11 protein-coding genes are annotated in these 13,509 nt (G+C 33.4%); 4 read left to right on the top strand and 7 right to left on the bottom strand.

Annotated elements, in window-relative coordinates:
* Positions 1-469 precede the first annotated feature (469 nt).
* Positions 470-2,095 carry an L-glutamate gamma-semialdehyde dehydrogenase gene (gene pruA / locus VB798_RS10900; protein ID WP_323258502.1) on the bottom strand — a complete coding sequence of 542 codons (1,626 nt, stop codon included), beginning with the start codon at positions 2,093-2,095 and terminating at the stop codon, positions 470-472.
* Between the two features lie 358 nt (positions 2,096-2,453).
* Here pruA and VB798_RS10895 point away from each other — a divergent pair, with 358 nt between their 5' ends.
* From VB798_RS10895 to VB798_RS10885, 3 genes are all read left to right on the top strand, one after another.
* Positions 2,454-3,299 carry a bifunctional helix-turn-helix domain-containing protein/methylated-DNA--[protein]-cysteine S-methyltransferase gene (locus VB798_RS10895; RefSeq protein WP_323258501.1) on the top strand — a complete coding sequence of 282 codons (846 nt, stop codon included), beginning with the start codon at positions 2,454-2,456 and terminating at the stop codon, positions 3,297-3,299.
* A gap of 97 nt (positions 3,300-3,396) precedes the next feature.
* Complete coding sequence (locus VB798_RS10890) at positions 3,397-4,104, top strand: 2OG-Fe(II) oxygenase (RefSeq protein ID WP_323258500.1); 708 nt, start codon at positions 3,397-3,399, stop codon at positions 4,102-4,104.
* Positions 4,101-4,370 carry an Ada metal-binding domain-containing protein gene (locus tag VB798_RS10885; protein ID WP_323258499.1) on the top strand — a complete coding sequence of 90 codons (270 nt, stop codon included), beginning with the start codon at positions 4,101-4,103 and terminating at the stop codon, positions 4,368-4,370. Before VB798_RS10890 ends, VB798_RS10885 begins: the two co-directional genes overlap by 4 nt.
* Here VB798_RS10885 and VB798_RS10880 read toward each other — a convergent pair.
* The 3 genes from VB798_RS10880 to VB798_RS10870 form a co-directional block, all read right to left on the bottom strand.
* Positions 4,360-4,755 carry a DUF805 domain-containing protein gene (locus tag VB798_RS10880; RefSeq protein WP_323258498.1) on the bottom strand — a complete coding sequence of 132 codons (396 nt, stop codon included), beginning with the start codon at positions 4,753-4,755 and terminating at the stop codon, positions 4,360-4,362. The genes VB798_RS10885 and VB798_RS10880 overlap by 11 nt on opposite strands.
* Positions 4,756-4,994: 239 nt before the next feature.
* Positions 4,995-5,627 (bottom strand): LysE family translocator, encoded by a 633-nt coding sequence (locus tag VB798_RS10875; RefSeq protein WP_323258497.1) that lies wholly within the window; start codon positions 5,625-5,627, stop codon positions 4,995-4,997.
* An 86-nt stretch (positions 5,628-5,713) separates the two neighbouring features.
* A complete protein-coding gene (locus VB798_RS10870; RefSeq protein WP_323258496.1) occupies positions 5,714-6,697 on the bottom strand; it encodes a ComEA family DNA-binding protein in 984 nt (327 codons plus the stop codon).
* 251 nt (positions 6,698-6,948) lie between these two features.
* Between VB798_RS10870 and thrC the strand changes: the two genes are divergently transcribed.
* Positions 6,949-8,256 (top strand): threonine synthase, encoded by a 1,308-nt coding sequence (gene thrC, locus VB798_RS10865; RefSeq protein WP_323258495.1) that lies wholly within the window; start codon positions 6,949-6,951, stop codon positions 8,254-8,256.
* 153 nt (positions 8,257-8,409) lie between these two features.
* On the opposite strand, the gene VB798_RS10860 is transcribed toward thrC, so the two are convergent.
* The 3 genes from VB798_RS10860 to VB798_RS10850 form a co-directional block, all read right to left on the bottom strand.
* Positions 8,410-10,182, bottom strand: coding sequence for an AMP-dependent synthetase/ligase (locus VB798_RS10860; RefSeq protein WP_323258494.1), 1,773 nt, complete (start codon positions 10,180-10,182; stop codon positions 8,410-8,412).
* Positions 10,183-10,377: 195 nt separating this feature from the next.
* Positions 10,378-11,451, bottom strand: a complete 1,074-nt coding sequence (locus VB798_RS10855) for a hypothetical protein (RefSeq protein ID WP_323258493.1) — start codon at positions 11,449-11,451, stop codon at positions 10,378-10,380.
* A 196-nt stretch (positions 11,452-11,647) separates the two neighbouring features.
* Complete coding sequence (locus tag VB798_RS10850; protein WP_323258492.1) at positions 11,648-13,480, bottom strand: tetratricopeptide repeat protein; 1,833 nt, start codon at positions 13,478-13,480, stop codon at positions 11,648-11,650.
* Between the last annotated feature and the right edge of the window lie 29 nt (positions 13,481-13,509).

The raw sequence follows: 13,509 nt of genomic DNA, 5'->3' as shown, positions 1-13,509 counted from the left end.
AGTTTCGTTGTTCTCTTATGCCCTCTATTCTTAAATAAAGAATCAATAACAAAAACAACCTGTCTATTAAAAAAAATAATATTCTCTATTCCTATCAATACCTCAAAGAACTCTTTAACCTAAAAACCTTAATCCGATTCCTAAATTTTGTCAGTAATTATCTTCCTAATTACTCCCTTTCCTCTTATTCTCTCAGCCCGTTGGCGTCGTTTGGGAGTGCAAAGATGTAGGATTAATCCGAAACCACCAAACTTCTTCCAAAAGTTTTTACAAACTTTTTTTGAAAAATTCACAATATAATCCGTAAATAACTTAATATCAATACATTATTACACTCAATAAATTTGAAAAAAATTTAAACTTTTTTTCAACCATTTAATAAAATCTACATTTTAAATAAAAATTCGATCAACCATTGTTAATATGATTGACCGAATTTATTACCATTTATAAAAAAAAATCTCCAAATCTATCCCAAAAAAGAATACTTATAGTCTGTTGGCGATACAAACGTTTCTTTGATTGTTCTTGGAGAAACCCATCTTAATAGATTTAACATTGAACCTGCTTTATCATTTGTTCCTGATGCTCTTGCTCCTCCGAATGGTTGTTGTCCAACTACTGCTCCTGTTGGTTTATCATTAATGTAGAAGTTTCCTGCTGCGTTCACTAATTTTTTATTCGCTACTTCTAAAGCGTAGCGGTCTTGTGAGAAGATTGCTCCTGTTAAAGCATAATCAGAAGTTGTATTTACAATGTCTAGGGTTTCTTCATACTTATCGGCATCATACACATAGATAGTAAGTACTGGTCCAAAGATTTCTTCACACATGGTTGTATAGTGCGGGTCTTCTGTCAAGATGATGGTTGGCTCTATGAAATATCCTTTTGATTTATCATAGTTTCCTCCTGCAATTACTTTTGCATTATCAGATGCTTTTGCATTCGCTATATAAGTAGTGATTTTATCAAAAGCTTTTTCATCAATTACTGCATTGACAAAATTTGAAAAGTCTTCAACTGGTCCTACTTTAATTTCATTTAAGTCTGCTTGAACATATTCCCACGTTTGCTCCCAAAGTGTATTGGGAATGTACGCTCTTGAAGCTGCCGAACATTTTTGTCCTTGATATTCAAAAGCCCCACGTACCAAACCTACGGCAAGTGCTTTTGCATCGGCTGATTTATGTGCTACCACAAAATCTTTACCACCAGTTTCTCCAACAATTCTTGGGTATGATTTATACTTATGAATATTTTCTCCGATTGTTTTCCAAATATGTTGGAATACTTTAGTACTTCCTGTAAAGTGTACTCCTGCAAATTGTGGATGCTTGAAAACAATATCGCCCGTCAATGGACCATCTGTGTAAATTAAATTAATTACGCCATCTGGCAATCCTGCTTCTTTCAATACTTTCATCAAGACATTAGCAGAATAGATTTGTTGTGGAGATGGTTTCCAAACTACAACATTTCCCATCAATGCTGCCGAAGCTGGAAGGTTTCCTGCAATGGCTGTAAAGTTGAAGGGTGTTACGGCAAAAACGAATCCTTCTAATGGACGATACTCTAATCTATTCCAAACATAATCTGAAGAGATTGGCTGTTCTGCATAAATCTGTGTGGCGAAATGTACATTGAAACGAAGGAAGTCTATCCACTCACAAGCGGCATCAATTTCTGCTTGGTAAGCATTTTTTGATTGACCTAACATCGTTGAAGCATTTAGTTCATTACGATATTTTGTCGCTGAAAGGTCGGCTGCTTTTAAGAAGATTGCCATTCTATTTTCCCAAGGTAAATTTGCCCAAGCTTCTCTGGCAGCTAAGGCTGTGTCAATAGCTTGGTTTACATGAGTAGCATCGCCTTCGTGGTAATATCCTAAAATATGTTGATGGTCGTGTGGGGAAGTTAATGCTTGTTTGTTTCCTGTTCTTACTTCTTCTGAACCTATATACATTGGTACATCTGCTACGATACTTCGCATTTCAGTAAGTTTCGCAATAAGTGCTTCACGCTCCTTTGTGTTTGGAGCATACGAGTTGATTGGCTCATTCTTGGGCGTTGGTACGCTGAAAAATCCTGTTGACATTTGATGAAGTTTTTGGTTTCGTGTAAAATTAATGAAAAAGCTGGATTAGGACAATTTTGGTAGAAGATACAAGACGAAAGAAGCAAGAGACAAGATTTGAGATAAGGTTTAAGACAAAAGAAACAAGAGACAAAATTTGAGATATAAGACGAAAGAAAAAGTTAAAAAAAGACAAGATTTGTCGTTTGTCAGGAAATGAATCTTGTATCTTACTTCTTGTATCTTGCCTCTCGTATCTATTTTCTTGCTTCTTGTGTCTTGCCTCTTGTATCTAAAATCTCCTATCTCAAAAAAAGCAACTTTCGGGTTGAGGATGTTCTTTTATCAATCGACATTTGTATCGTTAATTTTATAAATCATGACAACAGATACTTATCATTATGAACGCATTGCGAAAGCAATTGAGTTTATTAGCGAAAATATTACGGCTCAACCTACTTTGGAGGAAATCGCTGAAAAAGTAAACCTTTCTCCTTTTCACTTTCAAAGAATATTTACGGAATGGGCTGGTGTGAGTCCGAAGAAATTTTTACAATTCTTAACGGCTGATTATTTAAAAGCGAAAATTAAATCGACGGCTACTTTGATTGAAGCCGCAGAAATCGCTGGACTTTCAAGTCAAAGTAGAGTGTATGATTTGTTCACAGGTATCGAAGCGGTTACTCCACAAGAATTCAAAAGTGGTGGAAAAGGTTTGCATATCAGTTATGCTTATCATCAAACTCCTTTTGGTGAATGTTTTTTGGCTGTTACTGAAAGAGGAATTTGTGGCATGGCTTTTACGGATGAACAAACAAAAAATGAAGATTTAGCAACCTTCAAGAAAAAATGGTTTTTTGCTACGATTCAAGAAAATGATTCGATTACTTATCCTTATATAGAACGCATTTTTATGCCACATCTTAGTTCATTAGATAAACTACATTTATTGGTACAAGGCACAAATTTTCAATTAAAAGTTTGGGAAGCATTGCTGACGATTCCACAAGGTTCATTAACTACTTATCAACAAATTGCTGAAAGTATTGGAAAAGATAAAGCCGTAAGAGCCGTCGGTACGGCAGTGGGAAATAATCCGATTGCGTATTTGATTCCCTGTCATCGTGTGATTAGAAAGGAAGGAAAACTTGGAGAATATCATTGGGGAAGTATTCGGAAGAAGGCTATTGTGGGATGGGAAGCGATTAGAAGTGTGGAGTTTTGAGTTTCGAATGCTGAGTGTTTAAAATTACTTTATCTATAGAAGTAAGCAAAAATTAATATTTCAAATCGTTCGCTACTTGCTAAATACAACTAATGATATGTCTCTTTCAAATAATATAAAATCTATTAATTGGAGTATCATCAAACAAGATTTAGATGAACAGGGTTATGCTGTGATTCCTTCGCTGATACCGACTGAAGTTTGTTCACAATTAATTGCTTCTTATACACAAGCGGATTTATATAGAAGTACGATTGTGATGAAACGCTATAATTTTGGAAAAGGCGAGTACAAGTATTTTGCTTATCCATTGCCTGAAAGTATTGCTTATTTAAGGAATGAAATGTACAGTCCTTTATCAAAAATAGCGAACGAATGGAATCAGAAATTGGGCATTCATTTTACTTATCCAGAAAAGCACGCTGATTTTATAGAAGCTTGTCACCAACAAAATCAATGCAGACCAACGCCTTTGATTTTGAAATATGAAAAAGGAGATTTTAATACGCTTCATCAGGATTTGTATGGCGACTTATATTTTCCTTTTCAAGCAGTATTGTTTTTAACACAAGTAAATGAAGATTATACTGGTGGAGAATTTGTATTGATTGAACAAAAACCAAGATTGCAGTCACAAGCAATTGTGTTACAACCCAAGCGTGGCGATATGGTAATTTTTACCACGAATTTCAGAGCAGCTAAAGGAACAAGAGGATATTTTCGTTCACCGATGAAACATGGAGTAAGTAAATTACACAGTGGTAATCGTTATACGGTAGGCATTATTTTTCATGATGCAAAATGAAAACACATCAATCATTTTTGGACGAAAAAGGGACGAATCATGTATTACTTTCTTTTATTAAAAATAGAAAAATCCTTTGGGCTGGAAATTGTAAATTAAAAATCTATGGAAAACTCAATTGTAAATCTGGCAAAAGAATGAAAACCAAAAACCGTGTCTTCTTTCAAAATAAGCAAGAAGCCATAGATTTGGGTTTTCGTCCTTGTGGGCATTGTATGAGATTGGCGTATTTGGACTGGAAAATGAGCAATACTTTTAATACTTAGGATTACCTATTCCTTTAGGATTTAGTCCATACTTATTCACACCATATTGACTATCAGCAAAAAGCATCCAAAAAATATAGAAAGGAATTAATTGAAACCAGCCTGTTCTTCCTATATCATGACATCTCTTTGAGCCCTGCATTAGCAAAAAGTATAGCAAAGGAAACAATAGTATAATAAAAAAGTGTGTGTAATCGCCAATTAGTGCAACCTCAAAAATTATTCCTTGAAAGATTGAAAAAATCAAAAGAGATAAAGTGAATTCAGCTCTTCTAATTCTGCCTTCTGAAGTAAGTGTATTTTTGAAAACTCCTTTATGGAAGTGTTCAAACTTATCAAAATTTATTCTTTCATAATGATAAACTATCTGCAAGCTTTCAGCCAACTCAATGTTTTGTAAAAAGAATCGTTTCGTTATCATAAGATGTATTTTTCATTTCCTTAGGGTTATTTAATCAAACATAATTAAAATTGATAAATAAATTCAAAAATGAAATTACAATACTTATTATACGGTCATTTATTTATAGAATACTAAAAATCATACGCTTAAATCATTGATTACATATTGTCAAAAGCATATAAAGCTAGTACTCTTATACATTTGAATTGTAGAATAAATATTCATTTGGCTTTATCTAAAGCTAATTTTATGGCAAGACTTCCCAAAATTCCAGCCATAAACCATTTTTGAATTTTAATCCATGTTGGTCTTTCGCTGAACCATGTTGAAATACTGGAAGCAAACAAAACGATCATTAGATTCACCGAAAAACTGACTGTCATTTGGGTAAATCCTAATTGAAAATTCTGAAGTAAAACATTGCCATATTCTGGTTTGATAAACTGTGGAAAGAAAGACATGTAGAATACCGCAATTTTAGGATTAAGTACATTGGTTAAAAATCCCATCTGAAACAATTTGAAATTACTGTCGTCTTTCAAAGATGTTGTTTCAAAAACTGATTTACTTCCCGGTTTGATGGCGTTCCAAGCCAAGTATAAAAGATAGCCAACTCCCAACCATTTCAGAAAAGTATAGGCAAAAGGTACTGCCATTAAAATAGCAGTTAGTCCGAATGAGACCATGATAACATGAAATAGAAAACCGACTATCACTCCTGCCAGAGAAATCATCCCAGCTTGTTTCCCTTGTGAAATAGAACGAGAAATTAAATAAATCATGTTCGGACCAGGTGTGATGACCAAACCAAAAGCGGCGAAGATGAAGATGAGTAAGTCTGAGTAAGGAATCATAAATATATTGTTATGTAGCACGAGATTCCATCTCGTGTTGTTATTAGAGTTTTAAAATGTCACGGGATAGAATCCCGTGGTACAGTTTAGAATGATAAATATGGTAAAAGTTTTTCAAGTGTCTGAGTATCCAAGAGTTTAATATTTTCTAAATCCTTTTTACTCGAAAAATTTCCATGCTGTTGTCGATAGGCAATAATCGCTTTGGCAATATACGGTCGTAAATAAGGATGTTTGAATTCTTCCAGAGTCACTTCATTGATTTTAATTTTTTTGAGTTGTGGATTGTTCACTCTTCCATACTTCAACAGTTCTTCAACCGAAACAGAATCTAATCCCCAAATAGATTTTACTTGCTCTACTGAATAAAAGCCTCCCAACTTTTCTCTTTCTTGAATAATCCTCATCGCTCGTTTTGAAGCAATGCCTTTCAATTTCTTTAAGTCGTTGGTATCGGCATGGTTCAAATCAAAAATTTGTATTTTGAAAGACTCTTTCACAGCATTTGGAGCAGTAGATTTTTTTTCAGGAATTACTGCTAATTCTTCCGCTACCGAATTTTTTATTATCGATTGAGTATTCGATAAAACAATATAAGGTGCTAATTTTTGGAAAAGTGTATTTGGAAAACTATAAATTTTCAACAAATCTTCTTTTTTACGAAAAACTCCTCCTTTGCTTCTATACTTTATAATGCGTTCAGATAACCAAGTTGGTATGCCCAATTTTGTTAATTCGTCAGTACTAGCCAAGTTAGGATCAAAGGTGAATAAATTTACTGTTTTTGAAGTCTCCGTAAAGGCATTTTCCTTCGGATATTTATCCGAAAAATTATTTTTATTCGCTCTACGGCGTTCTGAAGCTTCTTTAATTTCTATTTTTGCTATCAATTCTTCAATCCTTTTTGGATTCACAGAATAATTAACTAATTGTTTTTCAGGAAGATAATCAAAAATTAAAGTAATAACAATCAGTAAAAACATTAAAAAAATGAGATAAATAAAGCCTTTAATTTCTGTTTGATTAAAAGCGAAAAAATCACGAAGATAGGTTTGTAATTTCTTGTACATGGTGTTTATATTAAAATGATAAGATGTCCACTCACAGAAAATCAAATGTTTATTCTGTAATTCGGGCTTTTGAACTAATTTTGTGCTTCGTTTACTGCTGTAGGCTTTTGGCTGTAAGCTGTAAGCTATTTTTAAATTGTTATTATCAAAAATGTTCTCGACAATTATTAAATTTTTGATAATACTAATTTACAAGATTTCTTGCCACGAAGGTTTTGAAATTGAAGCTTTTATCTGTTCCAAAAACGTTTATGATACTTTATAGCACAAATCATCAAAGTGATGATGTTTCTTTAGAAGAAGCAGTTTTTAGAGGACTTCCTCCAGACAATGGCTTGTACATGCCACATGTTATTCCGACTTTACCCGCTTCATTTTTTGAAAAAATTGAAACACTCTCCATTTCAGAAATTGCTTTTGAAGTAACTAAGGCTTTATTGGGCGATGATATTCCTGAAGCAGATATTAAAACGATTGTAGAAAGAGCTATTGATTTTGATGCTCCTTTGGTTGCTCTTGAAAAAGACACTTATGTTTTAGAATTGTTTCATGGACCATCAATGGCTTTCAAAGATTTTGGTGCAAGATTCATGGCATCGTTGATGTCTTACTTTTTACAAAAATCACAAAAAGATATTCACATCCTTGTAGCAACCTCTGGAGATACTGGCGGAGCAGTGGCACAAGGTTTTTATAAAACGCCTGGCATCAAAGTAACGATTTTGTATCCGACAGGAAAAGTATCGGATATTCAAGAAAAGCAATTAACTACTTTGGGCGAAAATGTAACAGCTTTAGAAGTAGATGGTACTTTTGATGATTGTCAGGCTTTGGTAAAAGCTGCCTTTTTGGATAAAGAATTATCTTCAAAAATCAATTTAGCTTCTGCCAATTCAATCAACATTAGTCGATTGATTCCACAATCTTTCTATTATTTCAATGCTTATGCACAATTAAAAAAAGCTGGCAATACCAAACCAGTCGTTTTCTGTGTGCCAAGTGGAAACTTTGGAAATTTATCAGCAGGATTGATTGCTCAGAAAATGGGCCTACCTGTGAAAATGTTTGTGGCGGCAACAAATGTGAATAATATCGTTCCGAAGTATTTGTCTTCTGGCAATTATGAGCCGAAGCCTTCGCAAGAAACTATTTCAAATGCGATGGATGTGGGAAATCCTTCTAATTTTATCAGAATGCGTTTGTTGGCTGGCGATGCTCATGAAGAAGTAGTAAAACATATTGCTGGAGATTTCAGTGATGATAAGACTACCAGAGCAGCTATGAAAGATGTTTATGAAAGAACCAATTATGTAATGTGTCCACATACAGCAGTGGCATACTTAGGTTTGAAATCTTATACAGATACTTTATCGGAAGAAGTAGCAGGCGTATTACTTTCAACAGCTCATTATGCTAAATTTTTAGATGTAGTTGAAGAAACTTTAGGAACATCAGTAGCCATTCCTGAAAGACTTTCAGCTTTACTTTCTAAAGAAAAAGTAGCGATTCCGATGACGAAAGAGTTTAGTGATTTTAAGGAATATCTTCTTTCTTTATAAAATTGAGTGAATTAGTGAGTTGTGATTTAGTGATTAAACTACAACTTTAAAATTTCCAATAAATAAAAATGCCATTCGACTAAAATCCGAATGGCATTTTTATTTATTGGAAATACTGATAACTATTAACAGTTTTCAGATAACAGCTTAAGATTAATTATACATTCCCTCTATCAAATTCTTATAATTATTATGAATGATTTTTCTTTTTAGTTTAAGTGTTGGTGTTAATTCACCTGATTCAATAGTGAACAATTTAGGTAATAATTCTACCTTTTTTACTTGTTCGTATTGAGCAATGTTCTTCATTAAATCTTTCACTACCTCATCCAATTTATCTTTTACTTTTTGATTTTTGATAATTTGTTCTGGATTGGTATATGAAATTTCATTTCTTGAACACCATTCTTTCAAAGCATTAAACTCTGGAACAATTAAAGCAGAAGGAAATTTTTGCCCCTCACCTACTACAATCGCTTGTTCAATCAAAACGGCTTCTTTTAATTTATTTTCGATTACTTGTGGTGCAACGTATTTTCCACCAGAAGTTTTGAAAATTTCTTTCTTGCGGTCTGTAATTTTCAGATAACGACCTTCAAAAAATTCACCAATATCACCAGTATGAAACCAACCATCTGTATCAATGGCTTCGGCAGTAGCGTCTGGTCTTTTGTAATAACCTTTCATCACTGATGGTCCTTTTACACAGATTTCTCCGTCGTCTGCAATTTTTACTTGTAAGTTTGGCAAAACCGTTCCAACACAACCGACTCTGAAATCAGATAAAATACTTGAAGAAACAACTGGTGAAGTTTCAGTAAGTCCATAACCTTCAGCAATGGGAATTTCAGCCGCCCAAAATACTCTTGACAAACGTGCCTGCAAAGCCGCAGAACCCGAAGCAATTATTTTGATATTGCCACCCAAAGCTTCTTTCCATTTACTGAAAATCAATTTTCGGGCAATTTTTAATTGAGTATCATAAAACCAACCCATGTCTTTCATTGGGTCGTATTTCAAACCTAAATTTAATGCCCAGAAAAAAAGTTGCTTTTTGATTCCAGAAAGTTCATAGCCTTTTGCCACAATTTTATCATAAACTTTCTCTAACAACCGAGGAACAGTAGCAAATACTTGTGGCTTTATATCCTTTAAATTATCTGCAATGGTATCCATACTTTCGGCATAATATACCGAAACACCATAATACATATAAACATAAACATCGGTACGTTCGTAAATATGACAAAGCGGAAGAAAACTCAAAGCTTTATCATCCGAACACAACTCCAAATGCTTTCCAATCACTAAACCATCAATATTTGAAATGATGTTATCGTGCGTGAGCATTACTCCTTTTGGTTTTCCAGTTGTTCCAGAAGTGTAAATTAACGTCAATAAATCGTCAGGATGAACGGCAGCTTTGTATGATTCAATTTGAGCGAAGTCTTCATTTTTTGATAAATCCAATAATTCTGTCCAATGTTTGGCTTCTTTTGTTTTATCAAAAGTATAAATTCCTTCTATGCCAGTTAATACACTGGTAGCTTCTAATACTTTTGCCAATAAAGCTTTATCAGAAACAAAGACCAGTCTTACTTCTGCATCGGTAAAAATATAACGGTAATCTTCAATCGTAATGGTTGGGTACATTGGCACCAAAACAGCTCCTAATTGTTGAACGCCCAATTCGATAAAATTCCATTCTGGTCTGTTATTGGAAATCAAAGCAATCTTGTCATCCTTTTTAACTCCCAATTTTATTAATCCAATACTTACTTTATTGACGATTTCAATTACTTCTGTAGCACTGTATTTTTTCCATTCGCCTTTTACTTTACTTGCGAAAGTATCTTCTTTATTAACAGCTAAAACACAATTGGGCAGTAAGTCGAATACTCTGGTAATGTTAGGATTGCTCTTCATGACTATCTTCGTTTAATCGATATATCTTCAATATAAAATACAATTTAAACCCTATATTTTACAATAGGATTTAAGCAAAGATAACAAGATTAACTAAATCAAAATAGTATGCACGCATAATATTTTTACTATTTTTTATGCTTTTTATCATAATTTTCAAAAAGTAATTGTCTCTATATTAATTCTGCTATTTGCTTACTCATTTATAATCTGAATGATTTCTTTTCTACCATCAGAGAAAAAATAAGTTAATTCAACATCACTTTCATCATTATTAATCAAGATATAGTAACCTTCTTCGGTTGTACCATCATTTACAAATTTCCCTTCAAACCTTTCTCCATGTTGAAAATAGTAAATTCCATTTCCTTCTCTTTTTCCAGCTTTGTATTCGCCTTCAAACATTTTTGTACCATCGGGATAATACTGAATTCCGTAACCATCTCTTTTCCCATTTTTCCACATTCCTTGATAACTTCCTTGTGTTTTATGTACAAAAAGTCCTTCACCATCTGTACAATCTCCGGAGATACATCCTGTTTTTTTCAAAGAAGATTCGATTGGTGAAATTGGTTTACTTTCAATTAATGAAATACTTTTAAAAGGTTCTTCAGCATCTGATTGAACTTTAGGTTGATTATTTTTAGGTTCTCTTGATACTTCTATTTGTTTTTCGGTATCAGCTTCTTCCCAACCTTTTTTGATGGCTAATAATCTTTGAGATTTTGGAGGATGTGTTGAAGTAACGTTTTCTTCCTGAAAATAAATAATAGCTTGTTGGGCTTGTGCTAAAGTAGCGCCCATTTGATGTAACCAAAAACCCGAAAAATAATCAGCTTCTAATTCTTTTTCGGGTCGGCTACCTTCTTTATCAATGGTATGAAAATTGGCATGATGTCCGATTTCATGTGCCAAAATAGAAATTGCCGCCCAGTCAGTTTGGGCAGTGCGTTCTACTCTATTTAAAAAGTCTCGGTCATAAATGATGTATGGCTGTCCTTCAATAATCGTAGCAAAACAATTATCTGTGTTGGAACATTGCATTACTTTAAACTTACTATGAAACTGTCCCATCTTTTTGGCAAATTTTCCGATTACTTCCGCAGCATGACTTTCAGAAGCATAGCCTAAAGTTTGTGGACAAATATCTTGTGGGATTACTTGTTTACCAAAATAATTACAAGCAAAAACAATTTGCTTTTGCTGAGCATGAAGCTCATAAACAGAAAAAAGAGAAACAATAATAAATAGAGAGAAGAGCTTTTTCATGGTTATTTTACTTGATAGTGAATAAATCAGAGGATGGAAAGCAAAATAAAACCAGTCCATTTCAACAATGGTCTTAACAAATTTTATTTAAAGCAATCAAGTAAAGTTAAATCATGTGTTAAGATTTAGCATTTATCCACAAAAAAGGCCTGTAAGTGGATAAGCTTACAGGCCTGATAATAATACGTTTAGCTAATTAATTTATTGTATCACCTCTTAGATTTCTAAATCTTTTTCTAGCTTCTGCACTATAAATACTTCCAGGATACTTTATCAACAATTCTTGATACAATTTCATGGCTTTCGTCGATTGATTCAATACTTCTTGATAGGTCTTCGCTAAAAGATAAAGTGCATCATCACCTTTAATATCATGTGGAAAATTCTGGATGACAAATTCTAAATCCTTTACTCCTTTTTCCACATCACCTTGTTTTAAGTAAATATTGGCTCTGAGAAAAATTAAATCATCCATGATAGGATTTCCACGATATACTTTTTCCATTTCGACCAATTTAGCAATTGCTTCATTGTTTCTGTGTTGAAAAAGTAAAAGCTCAACGGCTGAGTAATCTTTCAAAGCAGCTTCAGTACTATCAAAGCCTGTGTTTTCTTGAATCAGTAAACTCAATTCCATCGCATCGTTTGCAATTTCACGAGTAGTGGCTTGTTTTAAAATATCCAGTACTTCTTTCGATAATTCAAAATCACCTCTGAAATAAGCCAATTTTGCATTGCGCAATTTTGCTTCATAGCCCATCGGGCTATCCTTTTGTGATTTTTCTACTTGTGAATAAAGTAAAGTAGCTTCCCAAGGTTCAGATTTCAATAAGAAAATATCACCTAAATCTAGTTTACATTTATCCACAAAGATTTGATCAGTGTTGGCAAGTTTGATGGCTTTTTCTAAAACAGCAATGGCAGTATCTTTTTCGTTCAAGTAAAACGCATACAAAAGACCTTTACTTCTCAATGCTTCCAAAGTTCTTTGGTTCGTTCCAAGTTCTTCCAGCATTTTGGTGTATTCAGCGATGAGTAAACGAATATCTGATTGATTGATTGGATAGGTAGTTTTGATTACTTCTTCTTTGGCACTAATCAACATTCTTCTCCACAATGGATAATTCTGATGCCTTGGATATTCTTTAATCAAGTATTCAAAGATTTTACCCGAGTTAACAAAGTCTTTATTTTGATGCGCCATAAAGCCCAATTCTGTAACCTGAGCTCCTTCTTTTCTATAGCGTTTATCCAATGCTCTTGCCTGAACAAAAGCTTTATAAAAGTCTTTTTTCTGAACCAAATGCCAGATTAAAATATCAGTGTAATAAGAAGTCTGTGGATACTTCTGAACTTTTGCGTAAAGTATTTTTTCTAATTCTTCTATTTCTTTGTCTTCCTTCAACTCATCCTGAAGGATTGACTGCACCATTTCTTGATTTTCAGTCGCTAAACCAAACTTCAAGTACTCTTCTATCATTTCAGGCACTTTGCCTTGCATACGAAACAAATTGGCTAACTGTACAGCATATTTATCTTCCGACTTTCCAAAAACCCTTGATACCTCAATTGTTTGTATAGCTAATTCAGTTTGTTGTTGTTGAACAAAGTAATTCACCAAATCAATCATTTCATCGTCGTTGGCTTTTACTTTATCTATTGCTAAATCATAATTTTTTTTGGCTTCTTCTTTCTTTTCTGTTGCTTGATAAAGTCTTCCTAAGTCAACTAAATATTTAGCTTGATTGCTTTCTGAATTTTTGATTTGTCTTTTAACAAACTTTTCAGCCTCATCCCAATTTTTCAACTTAATCAAAGTTTCCAAATAAGGTTTGTAAATATCTTTTGCAGTTTCTTTGTTCTTCGCCAACTTCTGAAAAATGGTTCTTGCTTTTTCATACTCCCCAGCTTTCAAGTATTCAACGCCCAACTGAGCATCCTGACTGAAAACATCAAAAGAACTCATCAAGACAAAACATAAGCAAAGAGCCTTCCAAAAAGTTTTCAACAACATCTTATATTTAATCATAATAATTTTTATTTAATTTTTTTAAAAAA

This window comes from Arcicella lustrica (assembly GCF_034930985.1).
GTDB lineage: Bacteria > Bacteroidota > Bacteroidia > Cytophagales > Spirosomataceae > Arcicella > Arcicella lustrica.
This window is presented reverse-complemented; position numbering and strand designations above follow the sequence as displayed.